This is a genomic window from Paucilactobacillus kaifaensis, assembly GCF_005405145.1.
Classification (GTDB): Bacteria; Bacillota; Bacilli; order Lactobacillales; family Lactobacillaceae; genus Paucilactobacillus; species Paucilactobacillus kaifaensis.
Window position 1 is genome coordinate 1 of the sequence record NZ_BJDM01000007.1, and the last position, 19,126, is coordinate 19,126.

19 protein-coding genes and 1 other RNA gene are annotated in these 19,126 nt (G+C 37.7%); 7 read left to right on the forward strand and 13 right to left on the reverse strand.

Annotated features, from left to right (window positions below; genetic code table 11):
• Window positions 1–89: 89 nt before the first annotated feature.
• The 3 genes from thiI to ezrA form a co-directional block, all read right to left on the reverse strand.
• A complete protein-coding gene (gene thiI / locus FFM51_RS04350) occupies window positions 90–1,307 on the reverse strand; it encodes a tRNA uracil 4-sulfurtransferase ThiI (RefSeq protein ID WP_137597417.1) in 1,218 nt (405 codons plus the stop codon).
• Between the two features lie 20 nt (window positions 1,308–1,327).
• Window positions 1,328–2,476, reverse strand: coding sequence for a cysteine desulfurase family protein (locus FFM51_RS04355; RefSeq protein ID WP_137597418.1), 1,149 nt, complete (start codon window positions 2,474–2,476; stop codon window positions 1,328–1,330).
• Window positions 2,477–2,724: 248 nt separating this feature from the next.
• Window positions 2,725–4,452 (reverse strand): septation ring formation regulator EzrA, encoded by a 1,728-nt coding sequence (ezrA, locus tag FFM51_RS04360; protein ID WP_137597419.1) that lies wholly within the window; start codon window positions 4,450–4,452, stop codon window positions 2,725–2,727.
• 161 nt (window positions 4,453–4,613) lie between these two features.
• On the opposite strand from ezrA, the gene FFM51_RS04365 reads away from it, so the two are divergent.
• Both FFM51_RS04365 and rpsD read left to right on the forward strand, forming a co-directional pair.
• The gene (locus tag FFM51_RS04365; RefSeq protein WP_137597420.1) at window positions 4,614–5,078 is read left to right on the forward strand and encodes a GAF domain-containing protein; all 465 of its coding nucleotides are present in this window, start codon (window positions 4,614–4,616) and stop codon (window positions 5,076–5,078) included.
• 189 nt (window positions 5,079–5,267) lie between these two features.
• The gene (gene rpsD, locus FFM51_RS04370; protein WP_137597421.1) at window positions 5,268–5,876 is read left to right on the forward strand and encodes a 30S ribosomal protein S4; all 609 of its coding nucleotides are present in this window, start codon (window positions 5,268–5,270) and stop codon (window positions 5,874–5,876) included.
• A gap of 41 nt (window positions 5,877–5,917) precedes the next feature.
• On the opposite strand, the gene FFM51_RS04375 is transcribed toward rpsD, so the two are convergent.
• A complete protein-coding gene (locus FFM51_RS04375) occupies window positions 5,918–6,517 on the reverse strand; it encodes a DUF1054 family protein (protein ID WP_137597422.1) in 600 nt (199 codons plus the stop codon).
• A gap of 83 nt (window positions 6,518–6,600) precedes the next feature.
• Here FFM51_RS04375 and FFM51_RS04380 point away from each other — a divergent pair, with 83 nt between their 5' ends.
• The 5 genes from FFM51_RS04380 (at window position 6,601) to FFM51_RS04400 (ending at window position 9,534) form a co-directional block, all read left to right on the forward strand.
• On the forward strand, window positions 6,601–7,059 hold the full coding sequence (locus FFM51_RS04380; RefSeq protein ID WP_137597423.1) for a YueI family protein: 459 nt from the start codon (window positions 6,601–6,603) through the stop codon (window positions 7,057–7,059).
• 23 nt (window positions 7,060–7,082) lie between these two features.
• On the forward strand, window positions 7,083–8,387 hold the full coding sequence (locus FFM51_RS04385) for a replication-associated recombination protein A (RefSeq protein ID WP_137597424.1): 1,305 nt from the start codon (window positions 7,083–7,085) through the stop codon (window positions 8,385–8,387).
• A 36-nt stretch (window positions 8,388–8,423) separates the two neighbouring features.
• Window positions 8,424–8,611, forward strand: a non-coding RNA gene (gene ssrS, locus FFM51_RS04390) — 6S RNA.
• A gap of 65 nt (window positions 8,612–8,676) precedes the next feature.
• On the forward strand, window positions 8,677–8,958 hold the full coding sequence (locus tag FFM51_RS04395; protein WP_137597425.1) for a hypothetical protein: 282 nt from the start codon (window positions 8,677–8,679) through the stop codon (window positions 8,956–8,958).
• A 99-nt stretch (window positions 8,959–9,057) separates the two neighbouring features.
• On the forward strand, window positions 9,058–9,534 hold the full coding sequence (locus tag FFM51_RS04400) for a universal stress protein (RefSeq protein WP_137597426.1): 477 nt from the start codon (window positions 9,058–9,060) through the stop codon (window positions 9,532–9,534).
• 103 nt (window positions 9,535–9,637) lie between these two features.
• Here the strand turns inward: FFM51_RS04400 and FFM51_RS04405 are convergent, their stop codons facing one another.
• From FFM51_RS04405 to FFM51_RS04445, 9 genes are all read right to left on the reverse strand, one after another.
• Entirely contained in the window at window positions 9,638–10,489 is an 852-nt protein-coding gene (locus FFM51_RS04405; protein ID WP_170999566.1) for a helix-turn-helix domain-containing protein, read from the reverse strand.
• Window positions 10,490–10,510: 21 nt separating this feature from the next.
• Window positions 10,511–11,989: a glycerophosphodiester phosphodiesterase family protein gene (locus FFM51_RS04410; RefSeq protein ID WP_170999567.1), complete on the reverse strand. Its 1,479-nt coding sequence runs from the start codon at window positions 11,987–11,989 to the stop codon at window positions 10,511–10,513.
• 66 nt (window positions 11,990–12,055) lie between these two features.
• Window positions 12,056–13,201 carry a D-alanine--D-alanine ligase family protein gene (locus FFM51_RS04415; protein ID WP_137597429.1) on the reverse strand — a complete coding sequence of 382 codons (1,146 nt, stop codon included), beginning with the start codon at window positions 13,199–13,201 and terminating at the stop codon, window positions 12,056–12,058.
• A gap of 101 nt (window positions 13,202–13,302) precedes the next feature.
• Window positions 13,303–14,274 carry a DUF2785 domain-containing protein gene (locus tag FFM51_RS04420; RefSeq protein ID WP_137597430.1) on the reverse strand — a complete coding sequence of 324 codons (972 nt, stop codon included), beginning with the start codon at window positions 14,272–14,274 and terminating at the stop codon, window positions 13,303–13,305.
• Between the two features lie 157 nt (window positions 14,275–14,431).
• A complete protein-coding gene (locus FFM51_RS04425) occupies window positions 14,432–15,181 on the reverse strand; it encodes a hypothetical protein (RefSeq protein ID WP_137597431.1) in 750 nt (249 codons plus the stop codon).
• A complete protein-coding gene (locus FFM51_RS04430; RefSeq protein ID WP_137597432.1) occupies window positions 15,168–16,043 on the reverse strand; it encodes an ATP-binding cassette domain-containing protein in 876 nt (291 codons plus the stop codon). The genes FFM51_RS04425 and FFM51_RS04430 overlap by 14 nt, the downstream gene beginning before the upstream one ends.
• Entirely contained in the window at window positions 16,024–16,407 is a 384-nt protein-coding gene (locus tag FFM51_RS04435; protein ID WP_137597433.1) for a GntR family transcriptional regulator, read from the reverse strand. Before FFM51_RS04435 ends, FFM51_RS04430 begins: the two co-directional genes overlap by 20 nt.
• On the reverse strand, window positions 16,397–18,223 hold the full coding sequence (locus FFM51_RS04440) for an FtsX-like permease family protein (RefSeq protein WP_137597434.1): 1,827 nt from the start codon (window positions 18,221–18,223) through the stop codon (window positions 16,397–16,399). The genes FFM51_RS04435 and FFM51_RS04440 overlap by 11 nt, the downstream gene beginning before the upstream one ends.
• 12 nt (window positions 18,224–18,235) lie before the next feature.
• On the reverse strand, window positions 18,236–18,991 hold the full coding sequence (locus FFM51_RS04445) for an ABC transporter ATP-binding protein (protein ID WP_137597435.1): 756 nt from the start codon (window positions 18,989–18,991) through the stop codon (window positions 18,236–18,238).
• Window positions 18,992–19,126: the final 135 nt, after the last annotated feature.

The window sequence follows — 19,126 nt, forward strand, 5'->3', positions numbered from 1 at the left end:
TTAATTGTAAAATAAAAGAACACCCAAAAGGGTGTTCCGATATCGAGATATTCACCAATACTATTTGACGAAGACCCACTTAAATTACCTTAAAGGAGTTCTGCAAATACATCTTCTTGTTGATTCAAGAATTCTTCTCCAGCTTTAATTTCGCTAACTTTCACTCCATCTAACGCTCGTCGCATGAGGCCTTCAATATCTAGTCGTGCTTCATAGTTTCGAGTCCGCTCTAGGTTGGGCTTAGTTTTAGGACTAGGCGGCGCAAAGATAGTACAACAATCCTCAAATGGTAGGATTGATAATTCATAGGTATCAATGTCCTTAGCAATTTTAATGATTTCAGTTTTGTCTAATGACACAACCGGTCGCAAGATTGGCATCGTAGTGACATCATTAATAGCTAACATACTTTCCATGGTCTGTGATGCCACCTGTCCCAGTGACTCACCATTAAAAATAGCTAAACCGTGACGTTTAATTGCCAATGCAGCAGTTAACCGCAGCATGAGTCGTCGTTGAACAGTCATTAGATACCCCTCTGGAACTTGTTCTTTGATTGTCTCTTGAATTTCCGTAAAGGGAACTTGTAAGAATTGAATGCTGCCGCTGTAACGTGCTAGTTTTCCGGTTAGTTCTTTTGCCTTAGCTAGTGCTTGAATACTGGTATATGGTGGACTAAAGAAATGCACCATCTCCATCGAAACACCGCGTTTCATACCCAAATAGCCGGCTACCGGCGAATCAATGCCCCCAGAGAGCATTAACATTCCTTTGCCACCGGTTCCGACCGGTAAACCACCCGCACCCTGGATAACCTGACTGGTCAAAAAGATGCCGTTACCTCGAATCTCGACACGAATAACCAAGTCTGGTTGATGAACATCCACGGTTAAATCAGGAAATTTGTCTAATATATAGCCGCCTAAACGAGTATTCATTTCATTAGTGTCAATCGGAAAATCATGATCGGAACGCCGTGTATTAATTTTAAAAGTCATATTCGGTTTGATCTGTTCACGGATCATTTGTTCAGCAGTTTGCGCTGTTGCTTCAAAAGTTCGATCAACTTTAACGGACGGTGAAAAATTTTGAATTCCAAATACCATTTTCAATCTGTCCATCACAGCATCGCTATCTTCTCCGTTTAAACTTACATGAAGTCGATCACGGTTAGCCTGAATTTTAACAGCATTAAATTCATGTAGTGCCTTACGCACATTGGAACCAAGTCGGTCAATAAACCCTTTTCTATTTTTACCCTTTGTCGACAACTCACCATACCGAACCATAATTTCACTGTATTTCATTATTTTTCCTCCTTCCTAGATTAATCTGTAATTTTTTTAAACTCAGCATAAAGCTGATCAAACACTTGATTAAATCGCTGTGCTTCTTCAAGCGTATTTTGATCACCTAAACTGACTCGGACAGCACTCGTCGCCACATTCTCAGGGACATTCATTGCTGTTAATGTACTTGAGGCCAAATGCTTTTTGGATGAGCAGGCACTCGTCGTAGAGATATAGATGTCATGCTGCTCAAAGGCATGCACAATTGTCTCACCGCGTACCCCAACAATTGCAAAACACAAAATATGCGGTGCAAATTGATCATTATCTTCAGAAAAAATCGTTACGTGATTAAAATTCTTAATATGTTCTGAAATAATATGCTTTATCTTTTGCTCATTAGCGATACTGGTAGCTTCTTTATCCAGTAAAATTCTCAATGCCTTCGCCATTGCAGCAATAGCAGGTAAGTTTTCCGTACCACTTCGTAAGTTTCGTTCTTGGCCACCCCCAGTTAGCAACGGCGCAATTTTTCTACCTTGTTTAGCGTAGATAAAGCCAATGCCACGAGGCGCATGAAACTTATGCCCTGAAAAAGTAACAAAATCAACCCGACCGTTAAAAATCATGGATTGAATTCCCTTACCAATTCCCTGGACCGCATCAATATGAAAATGAATCTTAGGATAGTCTCGTAAAACATCCGCCACTTTAGTTAAAGGTTGAATTGTTCCAACTTCATTATTCACAGCCATTACAGACACGAGAATTGTATCTGGCCTAATAGCGGCTTTCAGATCATCAATCGAAATTTGACCATGTTCATCAACCGGTAAATAGGTGATATCGAATCCCAGTTGTTCTAATTGTTCCATCGAGTTTCTAATCGCTGGGTGTTCAACTGCAGTAGTAATCAAATGCTTACCAAATGCATGTTTTTCCATTGCGGTACCTTTTAGCACCCAGTTATCACCTTCAGTACCACCACTCGTAAACAATATTTCACTGGGCATAACGCCAAGTAATTTGGCAATTTGTGCTCGTGATTGCTCTAGTAAATGCCAAGCAGATTCACCAAAATTATGCAAACTGGAAGGATTACCCCAAAATTGATCACTAACCGTTCTGTAAGTATCGAGCACTTCTGGTAGTGCTTGTGTCGTGGCGCTATTATCAAAATATATCATTTGTCCATCCCTCGTATAGGCATGCATTCCACAAATGAGTAGTTTGACATGCAAGATATGGTTACCAATGGGGATAGACCATCAGTAGCCTAGTTCGACTCGCTTAAAACAGCGCTCCAATTATACCAAATAACTGTGCTAGATGATAGTACGAAGCATAAGATTAATTGTCTTACTCATGCAAATGGACCCATAACAATAATGTTAGATATAAAAAAAGGCAACAGCATTTCATTGCCATTACCAATCTAAGTTAAATCTGCTTTTTGTTCAACATCATCTGAGCTCTTATAATAGCTGTCTTCTAAACGTTTGTAGGCTCCTGGTTCAACCTTATCCAAAACAGTTGCTATCGTCTCTAAACTAGCTGCGTAATCATTTGATTCATTGAACAATTTTTGTGCTTTTGTCGCCGCGGCATCAATCTCCGAATTTTGTTCCCGCAAACGGTTAGCGTACTGCAACAACCGTTCCGCTAACCGAGCGCTATCCTTAATATCATTAGTTTTTTCTTGTAAAGTTTCCAAATCTGCTTGAACAATTAATAATTGCTTGGTAATCTCTTCCATATTAATTTTAATTCGATTAATATCAGCATCTAACTTTTTAATTTCATCGCTCACTACAAAAAAATAATCTAAATAGGACTTAGGTAATCCTGGTAAATTCAGAGATTCAACTTGCCGCTTAATAGCATGAATTTCATTTGCAAATCGTTGTAATGTTTTTTTGGCTCGACGTTCATCATTTTGCAATCCAGCCACGTCATCATTAATTTGAGTTTGTTGTTTTTCAATCTGGGTCAATGTCGTTTGTGCACTTTGTTCTTGCTCTAGAACCTGACTATCCACGGCAGTGCGCTGATGTACGGCAGTTAAGTCATTTTGATAGTTTTTTTCAATCTGCTTAATTTGCTCCCCTAGCCCACGGGCAGTCTCTAGTTCGCCGTGGTCTAGTGTGTAATTTTGACTAAGCCGATCAAGTTCAATTAATAGTTCATGATTTTGATTTTGGGCATGAGTAATAAACTGACCCATTTCATCCATCAACTTTTTAACCACCGGCCGAGCATCAATTTCTTTTTGCATCACAGCATACAGATGATCAATTTGTCGTTGAATATTTTCATTAGCCTTTTGAACTGTTTCAATTTCCAATTGAGCCAGTTTATCCAAAGTCTCCGTTCTTTGTTTATCAACATTTGCAATTTCAGTGGCAATATCTGCATCACTAAACTGGTAACCTTGATTATTAAGCTTGGTATATCCAGCCTGCAATTCTTGCAATTGCTCCGGATACATTACGTCTAAGCTTTGGTATAAATCTGGAATGAGACTAATTGTATTTTCTAATTGATTAGTATTTTTTTCTAGACCACCAAGCACATCTTGTGCTTTAGCGTGATCACCTTCTGAGGTTAATGTACTAAATCGATCAAACTCATCTTCTAGCGTTGATAGCTGCTCTTCTAGCTGATCAATACTAGCACCAAATTTAAAGTTTTCAGATAATAACCGTTTCCGTAAATTTTGATACTTCTTTTCCAGCTTAGAAACCGCTTGACGATGTTGCTGATCAATTTTCTGTAGCTCACTTAATGCATCACGGGTGTGATTAACAATTTTTTCAGTCCCAGAAACTCGCTCACGTAGCTGATTAACCTCTTGACGCACTTTGACAAAGTTAACGCCCCGCACATCTCGTCTAATGTCGTCAGCCAACTCATCAATTTCTTTAAACCGATGATCATTTACTTCCTTATAATCAGCCTGCAATTGTTGAAATTGGTTTAACGACTCACCCGTTAGACTGAGGGTAGCTCCATCACGTAAATTTGCGTCAACATGTAATCCTACTAGTCGCTGTTTCGCAGCCTGCAGGTCATTAATTTGATTAATTGTAATTCGTTGAAAAAGATATAATCCGCCAACAATAATTGCTGCGACAATCACAATCCCAATTAGCACTTGCAGCATTAAAAAATCCCACCTTTTATTTAAGGAAACTTTATCGTTGATTTTTAGTGGCAAGACCGCTAAAATCAATCTTATTTAAAATTATAACATACACCAAATATACCAGCACACTGAATTTTAGTTATGGATATAATCACAACTAGCTAAGGGAGAATATAATTATGAGTGAGCTTTCATTAATGACCCAACAATTGGACGCACTACTATATGATGAGCAAGATCAAACCGCAAATTTGGCCAATGCATCGGCACTATTGATGCAAACCATCGCTGATATTAATTGGGCTGGATTTTATTTATATCAATCAACCAACGATGAATTGGTTTTAGGACCATTTCAAGGCAAGGTAGCCTGTATGCATATTAAGAATGGGTCTGGTGTATGTGGCCATGCATTACAAACAAAGGAAGTTCAACGTGTCGCAAACGTACATGAATTTCCCGGTCACATCGCCTGTGATAGTGACTCCAACGCTGAAATTGTAGTACCTTTGTATGGCAAAAGCGGTCAGGCAATTGGTGTAATGGACCTTGATTCAACGACTTTAGATCGTTTTTCAATAGCCGATGAAGAACAATTAATCGAATTCGCCAATGTTTTAATCCAACATATTGACTCTCACTAGCAAATCGAGGTATACTACTCCTTGTGTAAAATAATGCAGCAGTGAATGGTAAGCTCGTCAACAGATTGGTGCCCAATGGTTCAACTAGTAACCGCGGCTGCAAAGGTGAACGTTGCAGACCAATCTGCACGAATACCGAATTCATAATCGGATTATTTTACTCCAAATAAATTTATTGGAGGATCTCTTATGTCTCGTTATACAGGTCCAAGTTGGCGAATTTCTCGTCGCCTTGGTGTTTCATTATCCGGAACCGGAAAAGAATTAGCTCGTCGTCCTTACGCTCCTGGTGATCATGGAAATGATCGTCGTTCAAAATTATCAGAATATGGTACTCAACTTCGTGAAAAACAAAAGTTGCGTATGACATACGGTATGACAGAACGTCAATTTGCTAACTTATTCGTTCGCGCAGGTAAAATTCAAGAAGGTACTCATGGTACTAACTTCATGGCTTTGCTAGAACGTCGTTTGGATAACATGGTTTACCGTCTAGGATTGGCTACTACTCGTCGTCAAGCTCGTCAATTGGTTAACCATGGTCACATCACTGTTGATGGTAAACGTGTTGATATTCCTTCTTATGAAGTTGAAATCGGCCAAGTCATTGGTGTCCGTGAAAAGTCAAAGAATCTTGTTATTATCCAAAATGCTGTTGAAGCAGTTGTTGGCCGTCCTTCATACGTTGAATTTGATGCTGATAAGCTTGAAGGCTCATTAGTTCGTATTCCTGAACGTGAAGATATGGATGCAGAAATCGACGAAGCATTGATCGTTGAATACTACAACAAACTATAATTTTCAAAGTAAAAAGGTTCGCGAATGCGAACCTTTTTTTGTTACAACCATTTTTGATATATTGGCAATAATTCACCAATCACTGCATTAATCTTTTTCAATTGATTATTGGTATTGTCCTGAAAGAAAATGTCATTGCTATGCCAAACTTGCCCAATTAAAAATTCATCTTTTTTCACTCGTTTATAACGATCAATTGCTGTGTCAATTGTTGCAGCAGTTGCCAATTCAATTTGTCTATCTGTATGATCTTGACAAATGTAGAAGCCATCGCTCAAATTTAACAGTGCAACTTGACTATGTTGCAACCGATCAACGTTTTGGCTGTTGGCTTTAGATTCTCCCAATAATGCTAACCATACAAACATACGATCACGCCATAATCCGACTTCAAAGTGCGGATTTTTTTTATAGCCCCGCTTTTCTGGCCCAAACGCAATCCAAGTGTTAATTGGTGGATTAATTGTTCGCCGCATGTGTTTAGCAATATGAGGATATAAGGTAACATTAGCATGTTCAAACTTTGGCTGTAAGAATTCATTCAACCTTTCAAACTGTGGATCGATTATTGTTCTTATTTTCTCCATTCTGCCAGCTAAAGTTGGTTCCAAAAAAACATCGAAATCTACTCGTGAAAACATTTAACCACCAGTCCCCTTTGTTAAAATTGTCGTTGCATTAATGTTATAATAATTATTAATAGAAAGAAAGGATGTTTTCTTAAATGCCTGATAATAATATTCCGACAGATCAACATCTTCAAAGTGCACTGTATGGTACACCCAAAGTTAATCCTGACGAACAGAGAAAATATTTAGGCACTTTTCGGGAGCGCGTCAGTCTGACAATTAGTGTTGCCCAATTAGAGCAATCGAATTGGGTCCACGCTTTTACCCAAGAAATCACTCAACCGCAGGCAGAAATTATTTTTTTCAATGGTAATATTGAGCAGTCCCAACTAAAGCCATATATTCTTGCTGCCTCAAAAGTGGGCACCAATTTTACCATTAAAACCAATCCTGATTACCATGTTAATGATCAAAACTTAGCTATTGTGGTAGCTGCAAAAAAAGCAATTCATATTAACCCAATCGATGTAGCAAAAAAATATTCTTATGATCAACCTAAGCAAGATCAACAAACAAAAAAAATATCTTTCTGGCAAAAATTATTCAACAAATAGCAATAGTTAAGGAGGAACCGTACATGCAACAACCATTGGCCTATCGTATGCGACCAACTAAATTAGAAGAAGTGGTTGGCCAGCAACATCTTGTGGGCCCTGGAAAAATAATCAATCGGATGGTGAGCGCCAAAATGCTCTCATCAATGATTTTATATGGCCCACCTGGTACGGGTAAAACCAGCATTGCTAGTGCTATTGCTGGTTCAACTAAATATGCTTTTAGGACACTCAACGCAGCAACGGATTCAAAAAAAGATCTTCAAATTGTCGCTGAGGAAGCCAAAATGAGCGGGACAGTAATCCTATTGCTTGATGAAATTCATCGCTTGGATAAGACTAAACAAGATTTTTTATTACCACACCTTGAAAGTGGTCGGATCATTTTAATTGGTGCCACTACTGAAAATCCATATATCACAATTAATCCAGCAATTCGTAGCCGAACGCAAATCTTTCAAGTGTTCCCTTTGACGGAAGAACAGATGGAGACAGCCGTTTCACGAGCATTAACTGACAAAGAACGTGGACTGGGTAATTTACCGATCGATCTTAAACCAGAAGCACTTCAACAATTAGTTCGTGCCACCAATGGTGACTTGCGAAGCGCACTAAATGGATTGGAACTTGCTGCAAAATCAACTCCTAAAAATAAAACTGGTCGAATTGAATTAACCCTGCCAATTATCGAAGAAAGTGTCCAACATAAAGCCCTTTCGTCAGATAAGGATGGTGATGCCCATTATGATGTTATCTCAGCTTTGCAAAAATCAATTCGCGGTAGTGATGTCAATGCGGCACTCCACTACTTGGCTCGTTTAATTGAAGCTGGTGATTTACCAATCATTGCACGTCGATTAATGGTGATTGCCTATGAAGATATTGGCTTAGCTAATCCGCCTGCTGCTAGTAGGACTGTCACTGCAGTTGAAGCCGCGCAAAAATTAGGTTTCCCTGAGGCCCGAATTCCGTTAGCAGATGCCGTCATTGAACTAAGTATTTCACCAAAATCAAATTCCGGAATTACCGCAATTGATCGTGCACTTGACCAGGTTAGCGCAGGCGGTTTTGGTGATGTTCCTGATCATTTAAAGGATGCCCACTATAAAGGCGCTGAAAAGCTGGGGCATGGGACTGAATATAAGTATCCTCACGCATTCAAAAATGACTGGGTTCAGCAACAATATTTACCCGATAAAATTAAACATGCTAAATATTATGAACCAAAACAAAATGGACGGTTCGAGCAAGCATTAGGGCAACAGTATGACCAACTCTTGGCTGCCCAAGAAAATTCGACTCTTGATCAAAAACCGAAACCAAATTAATTGCGCTTCCAGTGACAAAATGCTAACATATAACTAGAAATTCTAAGGTGTACGCGTTGTTCATATTACAGTTTTGCCTTACAGTCTTACTACATTGGGACTAGTGCTAGTCATATGGATAACATGCCTTAACTCTTGGTAGTTAGAAGTATGGCGGTCATGTCCCACCTGTCTTGAACACAGGTCAACACTGAAGAACGATTAACGGCACCACTAGAATTTCCTTAATTTGATTATCTGTGGCAATTGCAAACTTAGTTTTGCGATTGCTTTTTTATTGGAGGATATTATGTTGATCACCGTTTTAATTCTTGCATTTGCACTAATCGCTCTCTATCTTGGTTCATACTTATTGCGCCACAGAAATCGTCCATTCCTAATTTTCGATGCCAATAATAATTCTAGCCTCTCTCATGCACTTTCTTTTTGGGGCACTGAATTGGTTTTAGTAGGTTTAATCAGCCTGGCAGCTGCGTTCATCGGAAGTTTGACCTTAATAATTATTATTCTGATAATTGGCTGTTTTTCTGGAACTTTTATGGCACTAACGTTGATGACTTATCTGCATTAAATCAAGTTTGTAACCGGCAACAATATTTTAGTGTTTCCCTTTTATTTTGGCGTCAAATAACGTAGAATGAAGATAGAAACAAAGTAAGGGGGAATAAAAATGTTACAACAATATCAACATATTCTTGTTCCAGTCGATGGTTCCAAAGAGGCAGAAGTAGCTTTCAAAAAGGCGGTCGCCGTTGCTAATCGTAACGGGAGTGAAACTGAATTACGTTTACTACACGTTGTTGATACACGTGCGTTTCAAAATATTTCCAGCTTTGACACTTCAATGGTTGAACAGGTAACGGAAACTGCTAAGAAGACACTTGATAAGTATGTAGAAGAAGCCAAGCAACAAGGCCTAACAAATGTAAACTACACAATCGAATATGGGGCTCCCAAAACCATTATCGCTCGGGATGTTCCTAATGAAATGAACGCAGACCTAATTATGATTGGTGCAACTGGTTTAAATGCAGTTGAACGTTTATTAATTGGTTCAGTGACTGAATATGTAACTCGGACTGCTGTCTGTGATGTATTAGTCGTTAGAACTGACTTAAATAACAAGCCAATCAAAGATGAAAAGTAACTTAAACTCTTAAAACAAAAAAATAGTCACCAGCTAATTTTACTTTTAGCTGGTGACCATTTTTTATTTTCAAAAATAAACACATTCGCTTTATTAGAAAATCTTACCTACCACCAAGCTTACGAAACTGCTTTATTAACCGTTCACGTAATTCTGCATGCTGCATCACTTTAGTTAAACTAATTGCAATTTGAGAATTTTCTTTCGCATCATCTAGCTGACCCATTGTAAAGTAACTACTTGCTAAAATAGCATAAACATCATCAAGTAGGAATAAGACATTCTGCTTACGACACAATAACAGTGCCTGTTGCGCCAATTCAATTGCTGTTGCCGGTTGTTCAATTTGTTGATTTAACTGTGCTAATGAAACATTCGCCGCAATCATTTGTTGTACACTAGCAGTTGTATTAACAATTTGTAATGATTGTGCTCCCTTTTTGGCAAACAACTTAGCCTGTTCATAGTCACCCTTATAAAACCATGCAGTTCCCGTGGCGATTGTTGTCATTACTTGATAGATATCATCATTATCAACAGCAAACTGCTTCAAAACTAGTTCAAAATTGAAAAGTGCTTCATCATAATCTTTACTTTGATCCAATTGCAGCATTCCAAGAAAATAATAATAACGCTCTTTATCATATTGTCCTTGCAACTGTTTGATACCTACATTGTTCAGCAGTATGGTAGCAGCATCATATTTTTTTTGTAACATCAAATCGTTAATCTCAGTAAAGATATCCGTCAATACTTGATTGTCATCAACTAAAATTTCATCAATTGAAATTCCTAATCTGGCACACAGCTGTGACAAAATTGTCATCCCAGGAATTTTGTTATTTTTCTCAATCAAACTAATCGTTGCCTGCGTACAAATTCCCTGAGCCAATTGTTTTTGAGAAAGGCCCTTACTTTTTCGAAATTTTTTTAATTGATCACCACGTAGTTTCATGTGCATTCCTTACTTTCAACCTCAGATTAACTGCCATAATATATTTTTAACTCTGGTAACAACTTGATTATGTGATCCCATTTTAGCACGAATCAAACTTATTCGATTGGTGATAATTCCATCAACGCCCAATTGTACCATTCGATTTGCAACATCAGGATTATTAACCGTCCAAACATATACTTTCTGGTGCCGTTGATGCAATTGATTAACGATTTGCTGATTAACAGTACGATAATCTAACGAATAAAAATTTACATTTTGGTTTGTTAACCGACTGACTACAAATGGTCGAATTAAACCCAGAGACAATTTAGGATCCTCATGATAAAGTTCTTTGATAATATTGTCATCAACTGAATGAATTTTAGCTTTTTGCTGAATCAGTTGAGCAGCATATTTTGAATCAAATAAGTGCGCCACTTTTTCTGGACTAATACTTTGCGGCTTAATTTCTACTATTAAGGATTGATGATGCTGAATTGAAAACCGTAGATACTGGTTAAAGGTAGTCATCAAGGTGGTAGATCCATTCTCGCTTAATTTAGTATGCCGTAGCTGACTAACCTTTAACTTAGCTACTGTGGTCCGTTGGTGTGCTAAATGATCTAAGTTTGCATCGTGAAAACAGACAAACGAATTATCACGCGTTGCTTGAACGTCCATCTCAATGACTGCTGGATGTGCGGTAACAGTCTTACTTAAGCTTTGCATTGTGTTTTGCACACCGTTACTACCATCGACTCCGCGATGAGATATTATCGTCGGAGTAGTGAGATTATCAACATAATTTAGCTTACTTGTCCAACCTAAAACTAAAAGTATGCCAACCAACATTAAACCGATATCAATCATCAAATGTGATTTTGAATCTAATGGGAGCTTAAAATAAATCATTGTCAACATACTAAGCCAGCAAGCTAATAATAACGTTCCTAAAAACAATAGTACAAAGCCAGCCAACCCATCATTAATGTCAGCTAGTTTGGTACTACATACGTACATCAAGATTAAGCCAACCACACTTGTTAAAATTAACCGGCTGACATTGCGTCCTAGTTGAATGGTTACTAAATTATTGTCATCCTTTGGATGAGCCAGTTGCAGCATTTTTTTTCGGATTAGCTGCCACCACAATAATATTAAAGCACCATAAAAAACTACCAAGATTGGAACAATTACGATTCGGTGCAAGTACATTAATCGTAATAACCATTGTGGTAAAACTACCAAACTAATTAGATAGCTGGTAATTCCAAGTCCACCTAAAGGGAGTAGTATGATCCAGCCAACCAACAGATTGATCCCCACAGTCAACATTACCCGACTGTTATTCTGATGCCAATCTAATTGTGTGCTGATCCACCAAGTAACAATCAAAAAGCCTAAAACTATACCACTCACTTTTACCCAATTTTCAATTTGTCCACTAGCCAATAACCAATTATTGGCAACTAGCAATCCCCATAATATTGCGGTCAATTCAACTCGTTTTGTCATTTCAATCCCCATTATGTAAAAATGGTGCTCAGTTTCTTATAAGAGGTTGAGCACCATTTTTAAATCTTATTTATCGATATTATATTCTTTTTTTCCAACGTGTTCAGTACCTAATTCTTCAAAATCATATTTGATTTCACTATTTCGATTATATTCGGCCAAACCGTATTCAATGATTTGATCAATTAAGTCTGAATACTTAATACCGGAAACTTCCCACATTTGCGGATAAAGACTAATATTAGTAAACCCTGGCAATGTATTTGGTTCACTAAGATATGGAACTCCGTCTTGATCAACCAAAAAGTCAATTCTAGAAAGTCCCTTCATCCCCAAAGCAACATAAGCAGTCAGTGCCATTTCAGTAATTTCTTGTGCGAGCTTTTCTGGCAATATCACTGGTAGTTCAAATACAACTCCACTGGCATCAACAAATTTATTCTGATAATCATAAAAAGGATCACTATCTGGCACTTTAACGGCACCTAGCTTTGATGCTCGCGGTGCTTCATTACCTAAAATTGAAATTTCAATTTCTTTAGGACCATTAATTGCTTCTTCCACCAAAATTTTGAAGTCATACTTAAATGCATCCGCAAGACCATCAACATACTCTTGCTCATTAGTTGCTCTGTGAATTCCAACCGACGATCCCTGATTAGCTGGCTTAATGAAAACTGTCTCACCAAGTTTACTGCTAATTTTTGACCATGTCATCGTTGCTCGATTTTCCGGCGTTACTAGTAAATAGTTTGTATTCCGAACACCAGCCTGATTTAGTATCCGCTTGGTCATGTCCTTATCGAAGGACAGGGCAGATGCCAAGACGCCAGAACCAATATAAGGCTTCTTTAACAGCTTAAATAATCCCTGAACTGTCCCATCTTCTCCTAAATTACCATGGATTACTGGATAAAAAAGATCAATATCTTGGACTTCCTGTAATGCAAGCAACGGTGCTAATGGGTTATGAGTATCGATTTTAAGATATTCATCCGCAACTACCTTATCTTCTGGTTCACCATTAAAAATACGCTGTGAAGCATCGTTACCCAGTAAGATGCCATCCTTGGTAAACATGAATAAACTGACGTCATATTTTTGTTTATCCATTGCATCATAAATGTTATGTGCGGAACGTTTTGAGACGTCATGCTCCGATGAATTACCCCCAAAAAGTAGTGCTACATGAAGTTTTTTATTTGTCTGCATTTTCTATCACACCATTCTTCCGATTTTCTAGAATCTTAAGTTTACCATGATTGGCAAACTTTCGGCATTATTTTAGCGAAAATCTTATTAATCTTTAATTTTTAACCCAAATATTGTTGACCACTAGCAATATACTTGATGATCTCTTGATTGAAATCACCCCGAACTAAAATTGCTTGCATCAAACGAGTATGGTTCAATAGCTGATTCCATTCACCTTCAGTATGCGGTTCAAAATGGTTCATCAACTGACTCCGCCAGGCTTTCAATTGTAATAAAAAGTAATTACGATACAACTCGTTTTTGTTGGTCAGACGAGCTAAATATGCTGCAATTCGTTGTGGCTCGCCAAAAATTAAAGGTGTCTGTAACTGTTTATATCGTTCGATCATAACCGTCATTAAAAATAGTTTATCAGCTCGTGATAATTCATCACGTTGTGACAATTCATCAAGCATATTACCAATATGTGTATAAGCATGACCCCACCCATTTTTTTTAATAAATCCGCGAGTATCAGTTTCCATAATTGTATATAATGCCAACTGATTAACTGCATGGTTAATTAACTCAGGGGTCAAAAAAAAGTACCCAGCCTGGTCACTATAGGTCAGAGTCGACAACAGTAGTACGGCAAATGACCGTTGATAAATAGCGTTGTTTTGCGGTTCTAAAATATGATCAAATAATACTTCATCAGATAATAAATATTTATAAGCCAATGTTAATTGGCGCTTCGAGAAAATCTGAGCTTCCAAAAATTCATTAAATAAGAAGTAAATGCCATGATCCCGTACTTCTGGATTGGGAGAGCCAATGTGTCCAAGTAACAATAATAGATCTTGATCAGATATTTCGGTTAAATTATTATCAGTGTGTTGCTGACGTAGCTGCTTGATTAAATCCAAAACTTCGTCATCATCGCGTGGTAAGTAAACCTTAGTTAATCTAGTTTTTTTAACTGATGCCACCAGCTTGCCAATCTCTGTTCCTAGCGATTGAAAAATTTGGCCTTGATTAATTTGTTTTTTTAGAACACTGAGTTGTGTTATCAATTGTGCTTGCTGACTCACCGTAAATCCCTCTTTTCACTAAAGCTAATAAGTTAATGATAGCACATCATTGTCCTGCAAAGAAACCGTAAGCACATCACCATTATTATCTAATAAAAAAACGAAACAGCCAAGTAAGACTGTTTCATTTGATTTATAAATAATGGTACATTAGCTGTTAGTCACGCCTTAACCGCAACTTTTGACTAACCAAATATGAAATTCCTAAACATACTAAAATCCAAACAATCATAATAAGCGATCCATTTAACAGATTGACCGTGCCATTTTGATTGGAATAGCCGAGAACCACTTTGATAAAGTTAATCACTCCATTCCAATCAACTCTTGCCCTAACTAATGCCCGTGCCAGATATGTCAATGCCACAATCATCACGACTGGAACACCAATTATTACAACTGCTTTACCACGCTTACTTAATAACGCCATCATATAGCCAACGACCAATCCCGTTACTGACACCATTAAAAACGCGATATATAACTGAATAACATTAGCTACGTTAGCGCCAAATGAATGCCCAGCGAGTCCAAACAAATTAGTCAATTGTTCCCCACGTGCAAAGGTCTCAACTATATCGATCACAACAATTACTGCAGTTAGTAAAAGTGTTCCACCAATTTTACCCCACCAGGCGGTGTGCCTGGAAATGCCATTTTGAATGGTCCATTTGAAATAGTCATATTTAAAAATTGCCGCATCAGCGAATAAGAAAAACACTGAAACAATAGTAAAATCCAGACTAGCCAAGTTGAATCTCAAATTACTTAACCCATTAATCGTTAATGAAAATAAATTGGGTAATAAAATTGTGATCCCAATAAACCAGACAAAGGTCCACATTAGTCGAATAATTGATTCCCTAAAATTATACAACACCAAACGGCTAACTTTACCCTTCAACATGCTTGCCACCCCCGTTAGTCAAATAAACAAATAATTTTTGTAAATCAACATGTTCTAACTTTACCGTATCTGGAATGATTCGATTATCATCCAATTGACCATAGACATAGCTCGTTTGCAGTCCTCCTAATAAATTGTGTCCAATTACATTAAGACCAGCCGTATATTCTTCTACCGTCTTCTTAGGACCCGTGACGGCGTAGGAATTAGCAACAATAGACTCTGTTTCACCATCAATTACAATTTTGCCTTTATCTATCATAAAAACATGTTCGACGATGTGAGCAATCTCTTCGATTAGATGGGTTGAAATTAAAAACGTTCGTGGTCGTTCTTCATAAGTTTGCAATAGCTCTTGATAAAATAATTCACGATGGTTAGCGTCTAATCCAAGCACTGGTTCATCAAAAAACACAAAGTTCACGGGCACACTTAGTCCAATAATTAATTTAACAATTGAGTGATAACCGGTTGAAAGGCCACCAAATTTAGCATCTAATTTAAGATCAAATTTTTGGGCTAACTTTCTTGCCAGGCCCCAATCAAACGAACCATAACATAATTCTGTTTGTTTAAATATTTTCTCAATTTTCATTCGTTCAGAATACATATCAATTTCACTCATCAAAAACATATTAGCCAGTGCTCGATCGTTTTCAATTGCGGATTGATTATCCATTTCAACCGCTCCACCAGAAGGAAAAATACGATTAGCAATAATGTTTAGTAGGGTACTCTTTCCAGCACCGTTACGACCAAATAGACCGTAGATGGTATTCGGTTGTAGTGTTAGTGACACATCTTGTAATACATTGTGATGGCCAAATTTTTTCGAGATATTGCTAATTTGAATTTGCGTCATCTTGATACCCCCGTTCGATTAATTGGATTAGTTTTTCTTGTGATAGTCCTAGTTTCTGAGCCTCTGTGACCAGATTCAATATATAATCGGTATAAAAGCTCTCTCTTCTTTGCTGCTCAATTGTTGCCACAGCCCCTACTTTGACAAACATTCCAATTCCCCGCCTTTTTTCAATTAACTCTTTTGCCACCAATAAATTCATTCCCTTTAAAACTGTCGCCGGATTAATGTGAAACTGCTTTGAGATCTCCGTAGTTGATGGAATCTGTTCATTTTCTGCAAAACTACCAGAAAAAATTGCTTCCGTTAGCTGTTCTGCCACCTGCTGGTAGATTGGCTCGGTGCTATTAAAGTTAAACTCCAAGTTTGTCACCTCCAGGATTTCTTGTCTTTATTACTAGTCGTTGATATAACTTAACTGTTAATAGATAATACACACCGTAACAAGCAGTAAACCCGAGTACTGCCCACCACCATTGATCATATGGATCAACCATCAATTTTTTAAACATTTGGAGTCCAAGGGCAACATACACAATTCCGGCTACCCCAGGGATCACAAATAGCACACCAATTTCGTAAGCAATTGCTCGTTTTAATTTTTTATCAGAAACTCCAATTTTAAGTAACATCTGATAGCGAATTCGATCCATCTTAGTTCCTGACAAAACTTTAAACATCAAACATGATGCCAGCATTGTTAAAAAGGCAATTCCTAAAAATAAACCAATAAATTCTAAACCACCAAATAGTGTATTTGAAATTACAAACATTTCGTAACTATTGGTAATCTCATATCCCTGTTTAGCAGCAACTGAATGCTGGTAAGCTTCCAATCGCTTTAACTGTGGCACACTCTGATTCAAGTCACGTACGCGAATCAGTTGCAAAGTACTTTTTGTTCCATTAACTTGATTAAACTGTCGTTCTGGTAAAACGACCAACTTTTTATTTCGTTGAGCTAGTGGTTCTAGCATTAAGAACGCTCGATTATCTACCGTCTGTCCCATCAATTGTTTAATGCTAACTGACTTATACTGTGGTTGCGCAAGTTGCTTATCTGCATTAGCTGGAATTACAGCTTCAATTGGCTGCTGTTTTAATTGGGCCTGATTGAGGTAGACATGGCTTTGATCACTGACTTGAGAATACTCATTATTTTTAGTCAAATCCATTTTAGCAACGATTTTATCTGTTGCCCGCGTTGGATTGGTAATATTCATGCTGTATGCACTTGAGTAACTACTCATGATTGGAATTTGCCGATGGTATCCAACACCGACCACAATTGCTCCCAGTGCAAGTGCAAATAAAATTGTAACCATTGATAAAACGCGGGTATAATTCTCAATTCGAAATCTCAATTGACCAAGGGTAAATAGGCGTATTCCCCTGTAGCTAATCGCTTTTTGCTTAAGCCAATTAATCACCCATGAAAACAGCGAATGAATGACTAAGTATGTTCCGCTAGAGATGGTAACTAACGCAAATGGAATTGCGGCTAATTGTAGCACCTCTATGTGCATCATAGCTGTAAACCCTAATCCTAGTAAAATTAAGCCGCCCATTGATTCCAATATTTTTAATTTATTGTCTTGATTAGGCTGGTTGCTGATTTGATTTGCCTTTAAAATCGAATTCAGCGATTTTTTTCTGACAATCCACTGCGAAACAAGCACACTGCTGATTGCCAACAACCCGAACAAAGCAATCGTTACAAATATAGCTGGCAGTTGTACTACACTTAGTCCAGTTAACGGAAAATGAATCTGATTTGCTAGCCATTGGCTAGCAATCTTCGTTAGACCCATTCCCAACACTAAACCAATCATCGTTGAACCAAGCTGTACAGTCGCGGTTTCCAATAAAATCATTTGACTAATTTTTCTTGGCTTAGCACCAAATATCATAAACAATCCGTAGTCTTGATAACGCATCCCCAGTAAAAATGATTGCGCATAGCTCACGTAAACAATGGTGATAATAGTTAATAAAATTAGCCCAAATGCGAATACCTGTGTAACCGACGAAATATTTATATTAGCTTTTAAAAATTTATCATTAGTGGCTAGCGCAGCAAACATATAAAAAATTGCAGATCCGATGCTCAAACCAGAAAATAACACTAGATAGTCTGACCACCGCCGCTGGATCCCGGCAAATGCTAACTTGCGGATCATAGCTTTCTCCTCCTATCTATAAGTACCTAAGTCAGTTAAAATTTCTTGGTAAAATTCTGTTCTAGTTTTGGAATCACGCTTCAAGGTATTGCCGATCACTCCGTCTTTAATCATCAAAATCCGGTTACAGTAAGACGCCGAAAATGGATCGTGAGTCACTAATAGAATGGACACATTCGAAGCCTGATTAATCTCAGTTAGTAGCTCTAGTAAATCACGAGCACTATTCGAGTCTAACGCTCCAGTAGGCTCATCTGCTAATAATAATTGCGGTTCATGAACCAAAGCACGTGCTGCAGCCACCCGTTGCTTTTGACCACCTGATAACTGAGCTGGATACTGGCTCAAAAAGTCTTCAATGGATAGTTTCTGAGCAACTTGTAAAACAGTAGTATCAATTTGGGCTTTTTTTGTATTAGTCAATGTTAATGGCAGGGCAATATTTTCTGCTGCAGTTAAATTTTCTAATAAACTAAAGTCTTGAAAAATAAATCCCAACTCTTGCGCCCTAAAATCACTTAACTCATTTTTCTTTAAATTCAAAATATCTTGTTGATTAATTCTGATTTCTCCGCTAGTTGGTCGATCTAGTGTAGCAATCAAATTAAGTAGAGTTGTTTTCCCAGAACCGGAAGCTCCCATAATGCCAACAAATTCTCCAGACTGTACTTCCAGATTAATTCCCTTAAGTGCCTCATACTTAGCACTATTTCTCCCACCATATGTTTTAAATAAATTGTTTACTGAAACGACCGCTTTATTATTCATCAGTTCCTCCATAGTTAATTGGTTAATTACTTATATAGCTAACCATATAGGTGAACAATAAATTTGTCAATGCTTTTTTATAAACCGAGAACGTGAACACAAAAAAAGAACCAAGAAAACTAACACATTTTCTCA

Bases quoted from the DNA above. Each gene is read 5' to 3' on its own strand.
- FFM51_RS04380 (WP_137597423.1), top strand. From the start codon at position 6,601: ATGCCTGATAATAATATTCCGACAGATCAACATCTTCAAAGTGCACTG.
- thiI (WP_137597417.1), bottom strand. From the start codon at position 1,307: ATGAAATACAGTGAAATTATGGTTCGGTATGGTGAGTTGTCGACAAAG.
- FFM51_RS04355 (WP_137597418.1), bottom strand. From the start codon at position 2,476: ATGATATATTTTGATAATAGCGCCACGACACAAGCACTACCAGAAGTG.
- FFM51_RS04395 (WP_137597425.1), top strand. From the start codon at position 8,677: ATGTTGATCACCGTTTTAATTCTTGCATTTGCACTAATCGCTCTCTAT.
- FFM51_RS04365 (WP_137597420.1), top strand. From the start codon at position 4,614: ATGAGTGAGCTTTCATTAATGACCCAACAATTGGACGCACTACTATAT.
- FFM51_RS04415 (WP_137597429.1), bottom strand. From the start codon at position 13,201: ATGCAGACAAATAAAAAACTTCATGTAGCACTACTTTTTGGGGGTAAT.
- FFM51_RS04425 (WP_137597431.1), bottom strand. From the start codon at position 15,181: ATGTTGAAGGGTAAAGTTAGCCGTTTGGTGTTGTATAATTTTAGGGAA.
- FFM51_RS04385 (WP_137597424.1), top strand. From the start codon at position 7,083: ATGCAACAACCATTGGCCTATCGTATGCGACCAACTAAATTAGAAGAA.
- FFM51_RS04405 (WP_170999566.1), bottom strand. From the start codon at position 10,489: ATGAAACTACGTGGTGATCAATTAAAAAAATTTCGAAAAAGTAAGGGC.
- FFM51_RS04430 (WP_137597432.1), bottom strand. From the start codon at position 16,043: ATGACGCAAATTCAAATTAGCAATATCTCGAAAAAATTTGGCCATCAC.
- rpsD (WP_137597421.1), top strand. From the start codon at position 5,268: ATGTCTCGTTATACAGGTCCAAGTTGGCGAATTTCTCGTCGCCTTGGT.
- FFM51_RS04410 (WP_170999567.1), bottom strand. From the start codon at position 11,989: ATGACAAAACGAGTTGAATTGACCGCAATATTATGGGGATTGCTAGTT.
- ezrA (WP_137597419.1), bottom strand. From the start codon at position 4,452: ATGCTGCAAGTGCTAATTGGGATTGTGATTGTCGCAGCAATTATTGTT.
- FFM51_RS04445 (WP_137597435.1), bottom strand. From the start codon at position 18,991: ATGAATAATAAAGCGGTCGTTTCAGTAAACAATTTATTTAAAACATAT.
- FFM51_RS04400 (WP_137597426.1), top strand. From the start codon at position 9,058: ATGTTACAACAATATCAACATATTCTTGTTCCAGTCGATGGTTCCAAA.
- FFM51_RS04440 (WP_137597434.1), bottom strand. From the start codon at position 18,223: ATGATCCGCAAGTTAGCATTTGCCGGGATCCAGCGGCGGTGGTCAGAC.
- FFM51_RS04375 (WP_137597422.1), bottom strand. From the start codon at position 6,517: ATGTTTTCACGAGTAGATTTCGATGTTTTTTTGGAACCAACTTTAGCT.